Source organism: Alishewanella sp. HH-ZS (genome assembly GCF_001704375.1).
Lineage (GTDB): Bacteria > Pseudomonadota > Gammaproteobacteria > Enterobacterales > Alteromonadaceae > Alishewanella > Alishewanella aestuarii.
In genome coordinates this window covers 37,055-54,054 of record NZ_LZEJ01000004.1, presented here as the reverse complement: position 1 = coordinate 54,054, position 17,000 = coordinate 37,055, and the positions used below count along the sequence as shown (strand labels likewise).

The following is a 17,000-nucleotide window of genomic DNA, read 5'->3' as shown; positions in this document are numbered from 1 at the left end:
ACATCTTTACAGTGGGGCTGAGGGAGCCGTGGTATGGCGGAAAATGAACTGGAATTGGTCGATCAGGGCGCAAAAAAGAAAAAACTGATCATTATCGGCGCCGCGGCCGGCCTGCTGTTAGTGTTGGCGGCGGTGGTATTTTTTCTGTTACCTGGCGATGATAGCAGCGCCCCAGTCACTGGCGAGCAAGCCGGAACTGAGGCTGGTACTGGCCCAACCGTGGCGCAGGGCTCGGCGCTTTATGTGCAGATGCCACGACCTTTCGTGTTTAATGTTGCGGGGGCAAACCGGGATCGGCTGGTACAGATCCGGGTGCAACTGATGGTCCGTGGCGATGCCAATCAGGCGCTGGCGATGCGGCATATCCCATTAATTGAAGGAACTTTACTGGCGACCTTTAGTACCGCCAGTGCTGATGAATTAATAACGTCAACCGGGAAAGAACAATTAAAGAACAAAGCGCTGATCGATTTGCAAACCGCGATGCTGGATGTGGTGGGCAGTGCTGTCGTCGCAGAAGTTTTGTTTACCGGTTTTGTGATGCAATAACAAGAGTGAATAACAGTGTCTGACTTACTATCGCAGGATGAAATTGATGCGCTGTTACATGGCGTCGATGAAGTCGAAGAAGAAGTAGATAGCAGCGATGGCGCCGATGGCGGGCGCACGGTGCAGTTTGACTTCTCATCCCACGACCGTATCGTTCGTGGTCGTATGCCTACGCTGGAAATGGTAAACGAGCGGTTTGCCCGTCATATGCGGATCAGTTTGTTTAATATGATGCGCCGCACTGCCGAGGTGTCAATCAACGGCGTGCAGATGATCAAATTCGGCGAATATGTTCATACCCTGTTTGTACCGACCAGCTTAAATATGGTGCGGTTCCGGCCATTAAAAGGTACCGGCCTGATCACCATGGAAGCGCGTTTGGTGTTCATTCTGGTAGATAACTTCTTTGGTGGTGATGGTCGTTATCACGCCAAGATTGAAGGCCGCGAATTTACGCCAACAGAGCGGCGTATTATTCAAATGCTGTTAAAACTGATTTTTGAAGATTACAAAGAAGCCTGGGCACCGGTAATGGATGTCTCGTTCGAGTATCTGGACTCTGAAGTCAACCCGGCAATGGCGAATATCGTCAGCCCGACAGAAGTGGTGGTGATTAGCTCCTTCCATATCGAACTGGACGGTGGTGGCGGCGATTTTCATGTCACCTTGCCGTATTCGATGTTGGAACCGATCCGCGAACTGCTGGATGCGGGTGTGCAGAGCGATAAGGAAGATACTGATCTACGCTGGTCAAAAGCGCTGCGTGACGAGATTATGGATGTGAAAGTTGACCTCAGTACCAAGATGCTGGACGTGGACTTGACCTTGCGTGACATTATGGAACTGAAAGCCGGTGACATTATCCCGGTTGAGATCCCGGAGCATATCACGGTATTAATCGAGGACTTACCCACCTTCCGCGCTAAGCTTGGCCGCTCACGGGACAATGTAGCGCTGAAGATCACCGAGAAAATTAAGCGGCCAGAGTCGGCGAAATCCGAAATGCAGGTCTTTACCAAGGGCGGCAGGCGCCTGGATAACGATGCCGATATTTTAGAATTAGAGGCTGATTTAAATATCAGCGAACGAGACAGAAGGTAACGAAGATGGCAAATGATCAGGACACCATGGATGAATGGGCAGCCGCAATGGCGGAAGCCGAAGGCGGTGCTAAAGCGGTTGAGCTGGAAGAGCTGAGCGATGATAAAAGTTCTGAGGTGGACAGGCGCAAGCTGGATACAATCCTGGATATTCCGGTTACCATTTCGATGGAAGTCGGACGCTCAAAAATCAGTATTCGTAATTTGTTACAGCTAAACCAGGGCTCGGTAGTGGAGTTGGACCGTATCGCCGGTGAGCCATTGGATGTATTGGTAAACGGTACCCTGATCGCGCACGGTGAGGTGGTGGTGGTTAACGATAAATTCGGTATCCGTCTTACTGATGTAATCAGTCAAATCGAACGTATTAAGAAGTTACGTTAATGGCCAATACTGATTGCAGATCTTTGAATAAAGGCGTGTTGTTGGCAGTGCTACTCTCTGCTAGTGCTGTGCAGGCAATATCGCCCGAAACTGGTAATCCGACAGCCGTAGCGCAGGCAGTTGCAGAGCAGACAGAAACAGCAGAGCCGGCAAAAGATGAGCAGAGTAGTGCGCCAGCGCCAGCCACTGCCAGTAAGACCGCCACACCAGCTACTGGTCCGAATCAGTTCACCGAGCGCAGCGCGGTGCTTAATCCGGGCAGCGAGCAACGCAGTTCGCCGATGACGATACTGCAAATAGCCAGTTCTCTGACGCTGGTTATTTTACTGGTACTGGGTTTGGGCTGGTTATTCAAGAAATTGACGCTACGCTTGCCCGGTGGACGCCATATCAAGGTGGTAACGGCTATGCCACTGGGGCAGCGAGAAAGGCTGTTAGTTATTGAAATACAAGGAAAACAGCGGGTTATTGGCGTCACTCCACATAGTGTTAATTTCCTCTTTGAATTAGAAAATCCACTTCCTGAAGAAAAGTTGGCATCAGATTTTCATACACAGCTGCAGTCATTCCTGAAAAAATAGAAGTTGGCATGCTGCGAGTGTTGTTTATTCTGTTGCTGGTGCTGTTAAGCCCACAACTGCTGGCCGATAACGGCACCTTATCGGCCGTTACTGTTACGACTAATCCAGATGGTTCTCAGTCCTACAGCGTGACGCTGCAGGTGCTGGCCATTATGACGGCGCTGAGCTTTATTCCGGCGATGGTCATTATGATGACCAGTTTCACCCGTATTATCGTAGTGTTAGCGATCTTGCGTCAGGCTATCGGTTTAATGCAAACGCCTTCTAACCAGGTGTTAATTGGTATCACACTATTTCTGACGTTCTTTATCATGGCGCCGGTCTTTAAGAGCATTAATGAGCAGGCGATTCAACCTTATCTGGAAGAAACCCTAAACCCGGTGCAGGCATTGGATGCAGCCATAGTGCCGTTAAAAGCTTTTATGCTGCATCAGACCCGGGTAAGAGATCTGGATACCTTTGCTCAGATCGCCGGTTTAGAGGTTGCGGAAAATCCGCAGGACTACCCGATGACGGTGGTGGTACCCGCCTTTGTCACCAGCGAGCTGAAAACGGCGTTTCAGATTGGTTTTATGTTATTTATCCCATTTCTGATTATTGATTTGGTGGTGGCGAGCGTACTGATGGCGATGGGTATGATGATGCTATCGCCAATGATTATCTCGTTGCCGTTTAAACTGATGATGTTTGTACTGGTTGACGGCTGGATCCTGGTGATGGGCACCCTGGCGACCAGTTATGGAGTCGGCACATGAGTCCGGAAACCTTTGTTGACGTATTACGGGATTCCTTGTTTATCGTTATCCTGTTGGTCAGCGCCATTATTCTGCCATCGTTGTTTGTCGGCTTAATAGTAGCAATCTTCCAGGCGGCTACCTCGATTAACGAGCAGACCTTAAGCTTCTTACCACGCCTAATTGTCACCCTGCTGGCGCTGATTTTCGGTGGTCACTGGCTGGTGCGGGTGATTATGGATTACACCACTGAACTTTATCAAAGCATTCCGCAGATAGTCGGGTAGGGCAGTACCGATGGAAATTTTGATGGCAACCCTGATGCAGACCATAGCAGATTTTTTACTGCCGCTGTGTCGGGTATCCGGTATGCTAATGATTATGGCGGGTCTTGGTGTCAGGACAATTCCAACCCGAATTAAAACCGGATTAGTAGTGTTAATTACTCTGGTAATGATGCCGATGCTGCCGAAAACCATCTACCCTGAACTCATTTCATTTGCGATGTTACTGGAGGTATTGCTGCAGCTGACCATCGGCTTTGCACTGGGCTTTATCTCACTGATGTTTATCAATACTTTCATATTAGCAGGGCAGTTATTGGCAACCCAAACTGGTTTAGCTTTTGCTTCGATGGCGGATCCTGCCAGCGGAATTTCGGTACCTGCGATTGGTCAGTTTTATCTGATCCTGGCCACCTTATTGTTTTTTGTCTTTAACGGCCATCTGATTATGATCCAAATGCTGGTATTCAGTTTTGAGACGCTGCCGATCAATGGTCAATGGTGGGATGTAACCAGTTACTGGACCGTTGTTGAATTCGGTGGCTGGATGTTTGCTACTGCTCTGGCTATTGCGCTGGCACCTATTGTCGCCATGTTAGTGGTGAATCTGTCCTTTGGTATTATGACCCGTGCCGCGCCGCAGTTAAATATTTTCTCGATTGGTTTTCCAATCACCATGCTATCCGGTTTGCTGATTTTATGGTTGACGCTGGATACTTTCTTATTTCATTACGAAAAGCAGTGGGAGCATGTCATCGACTATAGCTGCCGGCTGATAGGCTGTTAGGAGGCTGACGTGGCAGAAGATTCCGGCGCCGAAAAAACCGAACAGCCCACGCCCAAGAAGCTGCAAGACGCAGCGAAAAAGGGCCAGATCGCCCGCTCAAAAGACCTTGGCACGGCTTTTGTTTTAATCGGCAGCGCCGCCGCCTTACTGATTTTTGGCAAGATGTTAGCGATGGCGATGTTAAACATCGGCCAACGGCTGATGCGCTTAGACCAAAAAGATATCTTTGAAACCAACAGTATGTTTACCGCCTGGGGGGACGCCGGCAGAGAGCTGGCGGCACCCTTGGCCGGCATTTTTTTACTGATCCTGATTGCGGCCTTTATCGGCAATATTCTGTTAGGTGGTTATAACTTTAGTTGGGAAGCCGCAGCACCGAAAGCCAGCAAAATGAGCCCGCTCCAGGGGTTCAAGCGGATGTTTGGTTTACAGGCATTAATGGAGCTTGGCAAAAGCATTCTAAAAGTAGCGGTAGTGGTCGGCATTGCCTATTTGCTACTAAAGCTGTTCTTTATGGATATTATGGCGTTGTCGCTAATGAGTGAGCCAAATAATATCGAATCGGCACTCTATTTTCTTGGCTGGTTGTTTTTAGGGTTGTGTGCCAGTATTTCAGTAATAGCGCTGGTCGACGCACCCTATCAAAAGTGGCATCACACCGAGCAGTTGAAAATGTCGTTGCAGGAAATCAAAGACGAGCACAAAAATACTGAGGGTAGCCCGGAAATCAAAGCCCGGATCCGCCGCACCCAGATGCAGATGTCGATGAAGCGGATGATGCAACAGGTACCTACCGCGGATGTTATCGTCACCAACCCAACGCACTATGCGGTGGCGCTGAAATATGATCAAGGCAAGTTCCGCGCGCCGGCCGTGGTTGCGAAGGGCGTGGATGAGGTTGCGATGCATATCCGTAATATTGCCAGAGAGCATAAGATCCCGGTGATTGAATCACCGGCACTGGCGCGCTCAATTTATTACACTACCAAGCTTGATCATCCAATCCCGGAACAATTGTTCGCCGCAGTAGCGCAGGTACTGGCTTATGTTTATCAGCTTAACCTTTATCGCAAAGGCAAGGGGAGCAGGCCGAAAGCACTGGCTAAAGAGTTGCCAATCCCACCAGAGGTGCGTCACTAACGCTGTAATTTTCAGCACTTAGTACAGCTCACTAACAGACTGGAATAGTTCTTGCCTAAGCAGGGGTAGTGTCAATACCTTGTCAGGCCGCTCATGCAATTTGCTCAGTATTTCAGTAAATTTGATAAAGCTCATCTTCAACACCTAAAAGGGATCGGGACGCCCATTTTGATTCTGGCCGCATTGGCGATGGTCGTGCTACCGCTGCCACCGTTGATGCTGGATATCCTGTTTTCTTTTAATATTGCGCTGGCGCTGGTGGTACTGTTGGTGACGATATATACCCGCAGACCGCTGGATTTCGGTATTTTCCCCAGTGTATTGCTGGTTGCCACTATTCTGCGTCTGGCATTGAATGTCGCCAGTACCCGTGTCGTGCTGTTGGAAGGTCATAATGGCGGGGATGCCGCAGGGGCTGTGATTGAAGCCTTTGGTTCCGTGGTTATCGGTGGCAACTATGCCGTTGGTATCGTGGTGTTTCTGATCCTGATTATTATTAACTTTGTCGTCGTTACCAAGGGCGCTGGCCGTATTGCCGAAGTATCAGCCCGCTTTACTTTGGACGCGATGCCCGGTAAGCAAATGGCGATTGACGCCGATCTAAACTCAGGCTTGATTACCCAGGAAGAAGCACGCAAGCGCCGCGAGGAGGTGACCAGTGAAGCCGACTTCTATGGCTCGATGGATGGTGCCAGTAAGTTTGTAAAAGGTGATGCCATTGCTGGTATCGTGATACTGGTGATTAACCTGGTTGGCGGTATTTTTATCGGTATGGTGCAGCATGGCCTCAGTTTTAGCCAAGCGATGGAAATCTATACCTTGCTGACCATCGGTGATGGCCTGGTGGCCCAAATCCCTGGCCTGTTATTGTCAATCGGTACCGCCATTATTGTCACCCGCCAGAATAAAGAGGGCGATCTTGGTAAAGAGATGCAAAGCCAGCTTGGTGATAATACCCATGTGCTTTTTGTTGCCGCAGGGGTTATGACCTTGATGGGGGTAGTCCCAGGCATGCCACATTTCGCCTTTCTTTCATTGGCAGCGCTTTTGGGTGGGGTGGCCTGGTATACGAAAAAATTGGCAACCACTAAGGCTGCCCAGTTACAGCAGCGACCAACCAGTGCCAGCAATGCGATGAGTGATGTGCAACCGGTAAAAGAAATTGGCTGGGATGACGTGCAAGGCGTGGATGTGATTGGGCTTGAAGTTGGTTACCGTCTGATCCCACTGGTAGACAAAGCTCAGGGTGGGGAGCTGTTAAATCGAATCAAAGGTGTTCGTAAAAAGTTATCCCAGGAGCTGGGGTTTCTGATCCCGCCGGTACATATCCGCGACAATCTGGATTTGGAACCAAACAGCTACCGGGTGGCCTTGATGGGGGTCACCAATGGTGAAGGGGAGCTGCGTCATGATAATGAGCTGGCAATCAACCCTGGTCAGGTATTTGGCACGGTGAAGGGGATTGCGACCCGGGATCCGGCGTTTGGTCTGGATGCGGTCTGGATCAGCAAAGATCAGCGTGAACATGCGCAGACACTGGGCTACACCGTGGTGGATGCCGCAACGGTAGTGGCGACCCATCTCAGTCAGATCCTGACCAATAATGCGGCCAGTTTACTGGGACATGAGGAAGTACAAAATCTGCTGGATATGCTCGGTAAGCATTCTCCGAAGCTGGTCGAAGGGCTGGTACCCGATACGCTACCGCTGACCGCAGTGGTGAAGGTATTGCAGAATCTGTTACACGAGGGGGTACCGATCCGCGATATGCGTACCATAGTGCAAACCCTGGTCGAGTATGGGGCTAAGAGTCAGGATATTGACGTCCTTACCGCCGCTTGCCGGATTGCTCTGCGCCGGTTAATTGTGCAAGAGGTCGTTGGTAGCAAGCAGGAAATTCCGGTTATTACCTTTGCACCTGAACTGGAGCAAATGCTGCATCAATCAATGCAGGCCGCGGGTAATGATGGCGCTGGTATAGAACCGGGGTTGGCCGATCGCATTCAACAGTCGCTGCAGGAAGCTCATCAGAACCAGGAATTAACCGGTGAAAGTGCGGTGATGCTGACGTCAGGAATTTTACGCTCAGTGATGGCACGATTTGTGAAGTACACCATTCCAGGATTACGGGTGTTGTCGTATCAGGAAATTCCGGACGATAAGCAGATCCGCATTGTCAGTGTCATCGGTCAGTCGAACTAGGAGTAACTCATGAAAATTAAACGCTTTGTTGCCAAAGATATGCGCAGTGCCCTGGCCGACGTTAAGGAGTTCCTTGGACCGGACGCCATTATCCTGTCCAATAAAAAAGTCGCTGAAGGCGTGGAAATCGTTGCCGCCATTGATGCTGAGCCGGCTGTCCCGAAAGCTAAAGTTGCTGCTGCACAGGTCGAAGGCATTACACCTCCGGCTAAGCGCAATGAACCCAGAGTTAATCTGGCCATTACCGACGAAGCAGAGCCAGCAGATTCACTACGTGCCTTGCTGGAGCGTCAAATGCAAAAGCAAGGGCAAGTGCCGGACGCGCCAAAAGCTGCCAGCGCTGCGCCCAAACCCACGCTGCAAAAAGCCAGTCAGTTCGAACGTCAAAATCCTGTCGCTGCGACCCCAGCGCCGCAATGGCAGGAAATCAGTAAACTGCAACAACAACAGGCTGAGCTGATGCAACAGCAGTTTAGCAAGATGCAGGCTGAGATGTTGTCGATGCGGCAATTGCTGCAGCATCAGGTATCTGGCCTGATGTGGCAGGAACTGGCGCGGCGTGAGCCGGTGCGGGCACTGGTCATTGAAAATCTGCGTCAGCTCGGTTTATCAGAGCTGGTCGCCGATCAACTGGCGTGTTTTATGCCGGAAGATTTAAATACGCAGGATGCCTGGCAAACTGCGCTCGAGTTACTGGCTGGCCAGGTGAGTACTACTCAGGACGATATTTTGCGCCGCGGTGGCGTGGTGGCGCTGGTCGGCCCTACCGGCGTAGGTAAAACTACCACCGTAGCCAAGTTGGCCGCAGCCTTTGCCAAACGTCACGGTACCGATCAGGTCGCGTTAATTACCACCGATTGTTTCCGCATTGGTGCCTTTGAGCAGTTAGCGACCTTTGGTCGTATTATTGGCTGTCCGGTTAAGCAGGCTAAAGACAGTGAAGAATTATCTATCTTGTTGAATCAACTACAACAACGTAAACTGATCCTGATTGACACTGCCGGCATGAGCCAGCGCGATCTACGACTGGCTGAGCAGCTGGCGTCACTGGTGCACAACACCCGTGTCAAAATTCGCAGTTATCTGGTATTGTCAGCGACAGCGCAGGCCCGGGTGATGCAGGAAACCGTGCTGCAATTTAAACGTTTGCCACTGGCAGGCTGTATTTTTACTAAGCTGGACGAGTGTCTCAGCCTGGGAGAAGCGTTAAATATCGCTATCCAGCATGCGCTACCCATTAGCTATCTGACCGATGGCCAACGGGTGCCGGAAGATTTACAGATCGCTGATGCGCAGACACTGGTCGATAATGCCGAACAGTTACGTCTGGCGCATAGCCAACCAGCTCATCAGTGGTATCCGCAAGAGCAGACGGATGCCTTATATGCATAAGAAGTCAATAGCAGAAGATCAGGCCAGCGGCCTCAGACGCATGAATAGACAAAAAGTAAAAGTGATCTCCGTTACCGGTGGTAAGGGCGGGGTCGGAAAAACTAATATCACGCTGAACCTGGCGATGGCATTGGCGCAAATGGGCAAGAAAGTCCTGGTGCTGGATGCTGATCTGGGTTTGGCAAATTGTGACGTGATGCTGGGTTTGCGGGTTGAACGCAATCTTTCTCACGTATTAAGTGGTAAAGCCAGTCTGGACGATATTCTGGTAGAAGGCCCTTTTGGCATTAAAATTGTCCCCGCCACCTCGGGTAATCAGGATATGACTGAATTATCGCCGGTGGAGCATGCCAGCCTAATCCGTGCCTTCAGCGAGCTGGAAACGCCGATCGACGTGTTATTGGTTGACACGGCTGCCGGAATTTCCGACATGGTGCTCAGCTTTTCCCGCGCCTCGCAGGATGTGTTGGTGGTGGTTTGCGATGAACCGTCATCCATCACTGATGCTTATGCGTTAATGAAAATCCTCAGCCGCGACCACGGTGTTGAAAAATTTAAAATAGTTGCCAATATGGTGCGAAGTAGCAAAGAAGGTCTGGAATTATTTGCTAAACTAACCCGGGTAACAGACCGTTTTCTGGATGTAACGCTGGAGCTGGTTGCAACCGTACCGCAGGATGAAAATGTCCGCCGGGCGGCGCGTAAACAAAAAGCCTTTATTGATGCTTACCCAACCACCGCAGCCAGTATGGCGGTGAAAGCGCTGGCGCTAAAAGCAGCTAAGTGGCCTTTGCCTGAAAATGCTTCCGGCCATTTGGAGTTTTTTCTGGAGCAGCTTGTCCAGCCACAATCTGAGTAGGGGGTTCTTTGAACAGTAAGTTGGCCGCATATGGTGGTATTGATCACATGCAGCAACTAGTGGAGCGCCATGCACCACTGGTCAAACGCATCGCCTATCATTTATTAGCCCGGCTACCGGCCAGCGTACAGGCCGATGACCTGATCCAATCCGGTATGATTGGCTTAATTGAAGCCGCCAAAAATTTTGATGGTAGCAAAGGGGCCAGTTTTGAAACCTTTGCCGGCATTCGTATTCGGGGTGCCATGCTAGATGAAATAAGGCGTGGCGACTGGACGCCGCGCTCGGTGCATCGTAATGCCCGCTTAATCGCCGATACCATTGCTGAGCTCGAAGCTCAACTTGGGCGTGATGTTCGTGATTATGAAGTTGCAGAAAAACTTGCTATCTCTTTAGATGAATATCATCATATGCTTAGTGATGTGAGTTCGGGTCGGATTATCGGCATCGAAGACCTCGGTATCTCCGAAGATGTTTTGGTGACGGCTGAGGATTCAGATACCGATCAGCTGTACCATGAGCAGGCTAATGAGGCGTTTAACGCGGCACTGGTGAAACATATCAGTAGTTTGCCGGAGCGAGAGGCATTAGTCTTATCACTGTATTATAATGACGAACTAAACTTAAAAGAAATTGGGGCTGTACTGGATGTCAGTGAGTCCCGGGTCAGTCAGATTCATAGTCAGGCATTAGTGCGGTTAAAAGCCCGAATGCAGGCTTGGTTGTAGTGTATCCTGAATAATGGGATGACGTGCTCTTCGGAGGGGACTTTGGATAAGAATATGAAGATTCTCGTAGTCGACGATTTTTCGACCATGAGACGGATCATCAAGAACCTGTTACGCGATTTAGGCTTTACCAATATTTCAGAAGCGGATGACGGCAGCACGGCTTTGCCGATGTTGCAGAATGGCGATTTTGATTTCGTGGTAACCGACTGGAATATGCCTGGGATGCAGGGGATTGACCTGCTACGTGCGATCCGGGCAGATGCGAAACTTAAGCATATACCGGTATTGATGGTGACTGCCGAAGCCAAGAAAGAGCAGATTATTGCTGCCGCTCAGGCTGGCGTGAATGGCTATATCGTCAAACCTTTTACTGCAGCAACATTACAGGAAAAGCTGGCGAAAGTATTCGAACGGATCGGCTAAGCCGGAGCTGACCAAGGAGTGACGCCATGTCTGCCAATTCGGCTCCGTTAATCACGCTAGACCAAGCCAGAGAGCTGGTACAACTGTTGGAGATGGGCGAGCAGGACATCGCCAACCAATTGGTACAGCAACTCGGTATGCCCGGCTCGTCGGAATTATTTGCCGAGGTTGGCAAACTGACCCGGCAATTACACGAGTCATTGAAAAACTTTCAGATTGATCCCTCGCTAAACAATATTTTGGTTGAAGATATCCCCGATGCCAAAAAGCGCCTTAACCACGTTATTGATATGACTGAGCAAGCGGCTAACCGGACTATGGATGCCGTAGAGTCATGCTTACCTATTGCCGATCAAATCAGTCAGCAACTCAATCAGTTGTTGCCAAGATGGCAGAAACTGATGAAGCGCGATCTGGAATTGGGTGAATTCAAAACCCTCTGTCATGGCATTGATGCTTTTCTGGCAGAGACGGTGACGGAGTCAAACCGACTGAATCAATTATTGACTGACGTATTAATGGCGCAGGATTATCAGGATTTAACCGGTCAGATTTTACGCCGGGTCATCGAATTAGTCCGTGAAGTCGAAGAGAGCCTGATCGGCCTGCTTACTGCTTTTGGTAACAGTAACGTGCAGGTAATGGAACCCAAAGCTGCCAAACGAAAGATTGAAGCTAATGAAGCTGAGGGGCCTATTATTGATAAAGAAGGCCGCAATGATGTCGTCAGTGGTCAGGACGATGTGGATGACTTACTGTCGAGCTTAGGTTTTTAACAGAGGTGTTTACTGATGAGTTTTGATATGGATGAAGACATCCTCCAGGATTTTCTGGTCGAAGCCGGTGAAATACTAGAGTTGTTGCAGGAACAGCTGGTCGAGCTTGAGAATAACCCTCATGACACTGCTCTGTTAAATGCCATTTTCCGTGGTTTCCATACAGTAAAAGGTGGGGCTGGTTTCCTGTCACTGACCGAATTAGTTGATGCCTGTCACGGCGCTGAAAACGTGTTTGATATACTTCGCACCGGTAAGCGCAGTATCACCCCCGAGCTGATGGATGTGATCTTACAGGCTCTGGATGTGGTCAATGAAATGTTTACTGAGGTGAAAGCACGTCAGCCGTTGACCCCGGCCGATCCTCAGCTATTAGCGGCACTGCATTTCTATTCCGAGCCGGAAACACCCGGCGAGGCAGCACCTCAGGCAGCCAAGGCTGCACCTGCGGTTACAGCTCCGGTTGCGCCACAGGTTACAAAGGTACAGCAACCAACCGCTTCACCCGATAGCGATGATGTCGATAGCATCACCGAGGATGAATTTGAGCGTATGCTCGATGAGTTACACGGTTCGGCCGCTCCTGGTCGCACCGAAGTGGCTGCCAGTGCGCCAGCGGCGCCAGTGAGCGCAGGCGATGATATTACTGATGATGAGTTTGAAGCCTTACTTGACCAGCTGCATGGCAAGGGGAGCTTTAAGCCGGAAGTGCCTGCTGCACCAGCTGTGACAGCTACTGAGCCGGCCGCGCCCGCGGCCAAGGCTGATGAAATTACTGATGACGAGTTTGAAGCCCTGTTGGATCAGCTGCACGGCAAAGGCAAGGCGCCAGTAACCCCGGCAGCGGCTAAAGCAGAAGTTCCGCCGCCAGCACCGGTTGCCGCTCCTGCTGCCGCGCCGGTCAAAGCCACAGAGGCACCGGTTGCACCAGCTGCCGGTAATGCCGCTGCGGCAGATAAAGGTGCCGTCGCAGCAGAGACTACGGTGCGGGTTGATACTAAACGCCTGGACCAGATTATGAATATGGTCGGCGAACTGGTATTAGTCAGAAACCGGCTGGTCAGTTTATCGGGCTCTGCGCAAAACGAGGAAATGAGTAAAGCCATTGCTAACCTGGATGTGGTGACTGCCGATATTCAGGGCGCGGTAATGAAAACGCGAATGCAGCCAATTAAGAAAGTATTTGGCCGTTTCCCGCGCGTGGTGCGCGATCTCGCCCGTTCACTAAAAAAAGATATCGATCTGGTGCTGGAAGGTGAAGAGACCGATCTGGATAAGAACCTGGTCGAAGCATTGGCCGACCCATTGGTGCATTTAGTGCGAAACTCGGTTGACCATGGTATTGAATTACCAGATGTGCGTCAGGCTGCCGGTAAGTCGCGTACAGGTGTGGTCAAGTTAGCCGCGCAACAAGCCGGTGACCATATCCTGCTGACAATTCAGGACGATGGCGCCGGTATGGATCCGGAGAAGCTGAAAAACCTGGCGATCAAGCGCGGCGTTATTGATGCCGATACTGCAGCGCGGATGTCAGATACCGATGCCTTTAACCTGATTTTCGCACCGGGTTTTTCAACCAAAGAACAGATCTCAGATATATCCGGCCGCGGTGTCGGTATGGATGTGGTGAAAACCAAGATCACCCAACTCAACGGTACTGTGCATATTCACTCCAAACTGGGTGAGGGTACCTTGCTGGAAATCAAGGTACCTCTGACGCTGGCGATCCTGCCAACGCTAATGGTAATTGTCGGTAAGCAAACCTTTGCCTTACCTCTGGCAGGTGTGAGTGAAATTTTCCACCTCGATCTGGCAAAAACCAATATTGTTGACGGTCAGCTAACAATTGTTGTTCGCAACAAAGCCATTCCATTGTTCTACCTCGAGCACTGGCTGGTGAAAAACTCGGATAAAAAACTGCGTCGGGCCCAAGGTCATGTGGTCATAGTGCAAATTGGTCAACAGCAGGTCGGTTTTGTGGTTGATCAGTTGATTGGTCAGGAAGAGGTTGTGATTAAAGCGCTGGACGCCCTGTTGCAGGGAACACCGGGTATGGCTGGCGCGACCATTACTTCTGATGGTGGTATTGCGCTAATTCTGGATGTGCCTAACTTGCTTAAGCATTATGCTAAAAAATCCAAAATTAAGTTTGAACAGTTTAAGCAGCTGCATGGATAAGCAGGTGATCTATGGCAATTAGGGTATTAATCGTTGATGACTCCAGCTTTTTCCGCCGCCGGTTACAGGAGATCCTGTCGGCTGATGCAGAGCTGGAAGTTATCGACAGTGCAGTGAACGGCCGCGAAGCGGTCGAAAAAGCGCTGGCACTAAAACCCGATGTTATCACCATGGACATTGAAATGCCGGTTTTAGACGGCATTTCAGCAGTGCGTGAGATTTTAAAGGTCCAGCGTATTCCAATTCTGATGTTCTCATCTTTGACCCACGAGGGAGCTAAAGCCACGCTCGATGCGCTGGAGGCCGGTGCCGTTGATTTTCTGCCAAAGAAATTTGAGGATATTGCCCGCGATAAACAGGAAGCCGGTGAATTACTGCGCGAGCGGGTCAGGGCGGTAGCCAGACGCAGGCCATTGGGGCGTTCAACCTTTAGTAGTTCAGCCTTAGCCCGTAATAGCCAGAGCAGTACGCTGCGCCAGCCACTTGGTAGCAGACCGGCAGAGCGGACAACGGAGTCTGGGGCAGCAGAGCGCGGTCGTTTCGAACGGCCGGCTTTAACGCCACGCAGTCATTTCAGCGCTAGTGGCAAGGATTATAAAATTGTCGCTATCGGTACCTCGACCGGCGGGCCTGTCGCGTTACAACGGATCCTGACCGCGTTGCCAGCGACCTTCCCGTTGCCGATTATTCTGATCCAGCATATGCCGGCCGCCTTTACCGGAGCTTTTGCACAGCGACTGAATAGTTTGGCCAAAATTGAAATAAAAGAAGCCGAAGACAATGATCTGTTAAGGCCCGGCGTCGCCTATCTGGCACCTGGTGGTAAGCAGATGTTGGTGGAAGGTTCAGAAGGTCAGGCACGCTTAAGGATCAAAGAAGATGATTCGCCACGGATCACTTTTAAACCCAGCGTCGATATTACCTTTGCCACTGCTGCCCGTGTATACCAGGACAAGGTGTTGGCAATAGTACTGACCGGAATGGGCGCCGATGGCCGGGAAGGCGCCCGACTACTGAAACAGCAGGGCGCTACCATCTGGGCCCAGGATGAAGCCAGCTGCGTGGTTTACGGTATGCCGCAAGCCATTGCTGCAGCAGGTTTAATGGATCAGGAAGTAAGTCTGGAAGATGTCGCTACCCGCATACTGCAGGAATTAAAGCATGGATAAGCTGGCGCTTGGCGGTCTGCTGCTGGCGCTGCTTGCCGTGACCGGTGGCTTTATGCTGGAGGGCGGTGCTGTTGCTACCTTGCTGCATTTACCGGCCTTTATCATCGTGTTCGGTGGTACCCTCGGCGCCGTGATGCTGCAGACGCCTTTTAACCAGTTTCAACTTGGTTTTCGCCTGTTACCCTGGGTGTTTCAGTCCTCGCGCTTACCCGTGAAACGCACCATCGGCCGGATTGTCGATTGGGGTTCTGCCGCCAGGGCGAATGGTTTTTTATCTCTGGAAGATGCTGCGCTGCAGGAAAGTGATCCCTTTTTACATCGCGGGCTGAACTTACTGGTTGACGGTGCCGATGCCGCGCAATTGCAAGCGACGCTTGATGCCGAGCTTAGCTTGGAGCGCGAGCGTTTACTGCGCGGTGCCAGAATCTTTGAAGCCATGGGGGGCTACAGCCCGACTATCGGCATTATTGGTGCTGTGTTGGGATTGATCCAGGCGATGGCCAATATCAGTGATCCCAAGTTGCTCGGCGCAGGCATTGCCACTGCCTTTGTTGCAACCATATACGGTGTAGGTTTTGCCAACCTGGTGTTTATCCCGATAGGCAATAAGCTAAAAAACCTGATCCAACAGCAAAGCCTGTACCACGAGCTAATTATTGAAGGGCTGGTTTCTATCGCTCAGGGCCAGAATCCCAAAGCCATTGAGCCTAAACTGCAATCCTATTTACCGGGCTAAGCTATGTACCGGCAGCGCAGACACCAGCAAACTACAGAGCGCGAAGATCTTGACCGTTGGTTGGTTTCCTATGCTGACTATATGACCCTGATGTTTGCCTTGTTCGTGGTGCTCTACGCCCTGTCGCTGTTAAAGCAGGAAGAATACAGTGTTTTAACAGAGTCTTTGACCCGGATTTTTGATAAACCGCGGCAAAGTGAAACCGGCCTCAGCGGCGCTGGCGTGTTAACTCAGACTGTACCGCAAAGTGACTTTGAACGCTATGGCAGCTCATTAGAGCAGGCAAAAGGCCCGGAGCTATTAGCTGATGCCAAAGAGTTGACCGATCTTCGCCAGCATTATCTGGGAAGTCCGCTACAATCGCTGGAGCAGGAACTCACCCAGTCGCTGACGCAACTGTTGGACCAGGGTTTAGCCAAGGTTCGACTGGAGCAAGACTGGTTAGTGATTGAACTGAGTAGTGGCTTGCTGTTTCCATCCGGCAGTTCGGCTGCAACCAATTCGGCACGGGTAGTACTGCAGGAAATTGGTAAAATTATAAACCCGATCAATAATTTTTTACGCATACGCGGCTACACTGATAATGTACCGATCGCGAATGAGCTATTCTCGTCGAATTGGGAACTGTCGGTGGCGCGGGCGACCTCAGTACTCAGATTGCTGGAAAGTCAGGGCACGCCGCCGCAGCGTATGGCGATAGAGGGTTATGGCCAGTATTATCCGACCGCGGATAACAGCACGGCTGCGGGGAGGGCTGCCAACCGTAAGGTAGAAATTGCGATTTCCCGCTACGGTTACCGGCCTGATAATAATGTGCGCCCTGCCGAGCTGCCGGCAGTCATCGCCGAGCCACAGCCTGGCGAGATACAAAGCGAGGATGGAACCATTCAGGTGATTAGCCTGCCAGGTGGCGGCATCCGGATCACTACCCGTCGTGATAACCCCGACGCGGTACCCGAACAACAGGATCCATAA

General features: G+C 50.9%; 18 protein-coding genes. All 18 read left to right on the top strand.

Annotated elements, in window-relative coordinates; all coding sequences use genetic code 11:
* Positions 1 to 33 precede the first annotated feature (33 nt).
* The 18 genes from fliL to A9165_RS02570 all read left to right on the top strand — a co-directional run bounded on the left by fliL (position 34) and on the right by A9165_RS02570 (position 17,000).
* On the top strand, positions 34 to 549 hold the full coding sequence (gene fliL / locus A9165_RS02655; protein ID WP_065954814.1) for a flagellar basal body-associated protein FliL: 516 nt from the start codon (positions 34 to 36) through the stop codon (positions 547 to 549).
* A 15-nt stretch (positions 550 to 564) separates the two neighbouring features.
* Complete coding sequence (gene fliM, locus A9165_RS02650; protein ID WP_065954813.1) at positions 565 to 1,650, top strand: flagellar motor switch protein FliM; 1,086 nt, start codon at positions 565 to 567, stop codon at positions 1,648 to 1,650.
* Between the two features lie 5 nt (positions 1,651 to 1,655).
* Complete coding sequence (gene fliN / locus A9165_RS02645) at positions 1,656 to 2,033, top strand: flagellar motor switch protein FliN (protein ID WP_008609985.1); 378 nt, start codon at positions 1,656 to 1,658, stop codon at positions 2,031 to 2,033.
* Positions 2,033 to 2,614, top strand: coding sequence for a flagellar biosynthetic protein FliO (fliO, locus tag A9165_RS02640; protein WP_051030630.1), 582 nt, complete (start codon positions 2,033 to 2,035; stop codon positions 2,612 to 2,614). Before fliN ends, fliO begins: the two co-directional genes overlap by 1 nt.
* A gap of 8 nt (positions 2,615 to 2,622) precedes the next feature.
* A complete protein-coding gene (fliP, locus tag A9165_RS02635) occupies positions 2,623 to 3,369 on the top strand; it encodes a flagellar type III secretion system pore protein FliP (protein ID WP_008609989.1) in 747 nt (248 codons plus the stop codon).
* Positions 3,366 to 3,635, top strand: coding sequence for a flagellar biosynthesis protein FliQ (gene fliQ / locus A9165_RS02630; protein ID WP_008609991.1), 270 nt, complete (start codon positions 3,366 to 3,368; stop codon positions 3,633 to 3,635). The genes fliP and fliQ overlap by 4 nt, the downstream gene beginning before the upstream one ends.
* Positions 3,636 to 3,645: 10 nt before the next feature.
* The gene (fliR, locus tag A9165_RS02625; protein ID WP_176714589.1) at positions 3,646 to 4,419 is read left to right on the top strand and encodes a flagellar biosynthetic protein FliR; all 774 of its coding nucleotides are present in this window, start codon (positions 3,646 to 3,648) and stop codon (positions 4,417 to 4,419) included.
* Positions 4,420 to 4,428: 9 nt separating this feature from the next.
* On the top strand, positions 4,429 to 5,559 hold the full coding sequence (flhB, locus tag A9165_RS02620; protein WP_008609994.1) for a flagellar biosynthesis protein FlhB: 1,131 nt from the start codon (positions 4,429 to 4,431) through the stop codon (positions 5,557 to 5,559).
* A 93-nt stretch (positions 5,560 to 5,652) separates the two neighbouring features.
* The gene (gene flhA / locus A9165_RS02615; RefSeq protein ID WP_065954812.1) at positions 5,653 to 7,761 is read left to right on the top strand and encodes a flagellar biosynthesis protein FlhA; all 2,109 of its coding nucleotides are present in this window, start codon (positions 5,653 to 5,655) and stop codon (positions 7,759 to 7,761) included.
* A gap of 9 nt (positions 7,762 to 7,770) precedes the next feature.
* The gene (gene flhF / locus A9165_RS02610; RefSeq protein ID WP_065954811.1) at positions 7,771 to 9,153 is read left to right on the top strand and encodes a flagellar biosynthesis protein FlhF; all 1,383 of its coding nucleotides are present in this window, start codon (positions 7,771 to 7,773) and stop codon (positions 9,151 to 9,153) included.
* On the top strand, positions 9,146 to 10,012 hold the full coding sequence (locus A9165_RS02605) for a MinD/ParA family protein (RefSeq protein WP_039925586.1): 867 nt from the start codon (positions 9,146 to 9,148) through the stop codon (positions 10,010 to 10,012). Before flhF ends, A9165_RS02605 begins: the two co-directional genes overlap by 8 nt.
* 8 nt (positions 10,013 to 10,020) lie before the next feature.
* Positions 10,021 to 10,740: an RNA polymerase sigma factor FliA gene (locus tag A9165_RS02600; RefSeq protein ID WP_039925587.1), complete on the top strand. Its 720-nt coding sequence runs from the start codon at positions 10,021 to 10,023 to the stop codon at positions 10,738 to 10,740.
* A gap of 42 nt (positions 10,741 to 10,782) precedes the next feature.
* Complete coding sequence (cheY, locus tag A9165_RS02595) at positions 10,783 to 11,166, top strand: chemotaxis response regulator CheY (protein WP_039925588.1); 384 nt, start codon at positions 10,783 to 10,785, stop codon at positions 11,164 to 11,166.
* A 26-nt stretch (positions 11,167 to 11,192) separates the two neighbouring features.
* Positions 11,193 to 11,942 carry a protein phosphatase CheZ gene (locus A9165_RS02590; RefSeq protein WP_008610003.1) on the top strand — a complete coding sequence of 250 codons (750 nt, stop codon included), beginning with the start codon at positions 11,193 to 11,195 and terminating at the stop codon, positions 11,940 to 11,942.
* Positions 11,943 to 11,957: 15 nt separating this feature from the next.
* Complete coding sequence (locus A9165_RS02585) at positions 11,958 to 14,120, top strand: chemotaxis protein CheA (protein WP_008610004.1); 2,163 nt, start codon at positions 11,958 to 11,960, stop codon at positions 14,118 to 14,120.
* An 11-nt stretch (positions 14,121 to 14,131) separates the two neighbouring features.
* Complete coding sequence (locus tag A9165_RS02580) at positions 14,132 to 15,289, top strand: chemotaxis response regulator protein-glutamate methylesterase (RefSeq protein ID WP_008610005.1); 1,158 nt, start codon at positions 14,132 to 14,134, stop codon at positions 15,287 to 15,289.
* Positions 15,282 to 16,025 carry a flagellar motor protein gene (locus A9165_RS02575; RefSeq protein ID WP_008610007.1) on the top strand — a complete coding sequence of 248 codons (744 nt, stop codon included), beginning with the start codon at positions 15,282 to 15,284 and terminating at the stop codon, positions 16,023 to 16,025. The genes A9165_RS02580 and A9165_RS02575 overlap by 8 nt, the downstream gene beginning before the upstream one ends.
* 3 nt (positions 16,026 to 16,028) lie before the next feature.
* Entirely contained in the window at positions 16,029 to 17,000 is a 972-nt protein-coding gene (locus A9165_RS02570; protein ID WP_008610009.1) for an OmpA family protein, read from the top strand.

Excerpts from the sequence above, each read along its gene's own strand:
- fliL (WP_065954814.1), top strand. The coding sequence starts at position 34 with ATGGCGGAAAATGAACTGGAATTGGTCGATCAGGGCGCAAAAAAGAAA.
- fliN (WP_008609985.1), top strand. The coding sequence starts at position 1,656 with ATGGCAAATGATCAGGACACCATGGATGAATGGGCAGCCGCAATGGCG.
- fliO (WP_051030630.1), top strand. The coding sequence starts at position 2,033 with ATGGCCAATACTGATTGCAGATCTTTGAATAAAGGCGTGTTGTTGGCA.
- fliP (WP_008609989.1), top strand. The coding sequence starts at position 2,623 with ATGCTGCGAGTGTTGTTTATTCTGTTGCTGGTGCTGTTAAGCCCACAA.
- fliQ (WP_008609991.1), top strand. The coding sequence starts at position 3,366 with ATGAGTCCGGAAACCTTTGTTGACGTATTACGGGATTCCTTGTTTATC.
- fliR (WP_176714589.1), top strand. The coding sequence starts at position 3,646 with ATGGAAATTTTGATGGCAACCCTGATGCAGACCATAGCAGATTTTTTA.
- flhA (WP_065954812.1), top strand. The coding sequence starts at position 5,653 with ATGCAATTTGCTCAGTATTTCAGTAAATTTGATAAAGCTCATCTTCAA.
- flhF (WP_065954811.1), top strand. The coding sequence starts at position 7,771 with ATGAAAATTAAACGCTTTGTTGCCAAAGATATGCGCAGTGCCCTGGCC.
- A9165_RS02605 (WP_039925586.1), top strand. The coding sequence starts at position 9,146 with ATGCATAAGAAGTCAATAGCAGAAGATCAGGCCAGCGGCCTCAGACGC.
- A9165_RS02590 (WP_008610003.1), top strand. The coding sequence starts at position 11,193 with ATGTCTGCCAATTCGGCTCCGTTAATCACGCTAGACCAAGCCAGAGAG.
- A9165_RS02585 (WP_008610004.1), top strand. The coding sequence starts at position 11,958 with ATGAGTTTTGATATGGATGAAGACATCCTCCAGGATTTTCTGGTCGAA.
- A9165_RS02580 (WP_008610005.1), top strand. The coding sequence starts at position 14,132 with ATGGCAATTAGGGTATTAATCGTTGATGACTCCAGCTTTTTCCGCCGC.
- A9165_RS02575 (WP_008610007.1), top strand. The coding sequence starts at position 15,282 with ATGGATAAGCTGGCGCTTGGCGGTCTGCTGCTGGCGCTGCTTGCCGTG.
- A9165_RS02570 (WP_008610009.1), top strand. The coding sequence starts at position 16,029 with ATGTACCGGCAGCGCAGACACCAGCAAACTACAGAGCGCGAAGATCTT.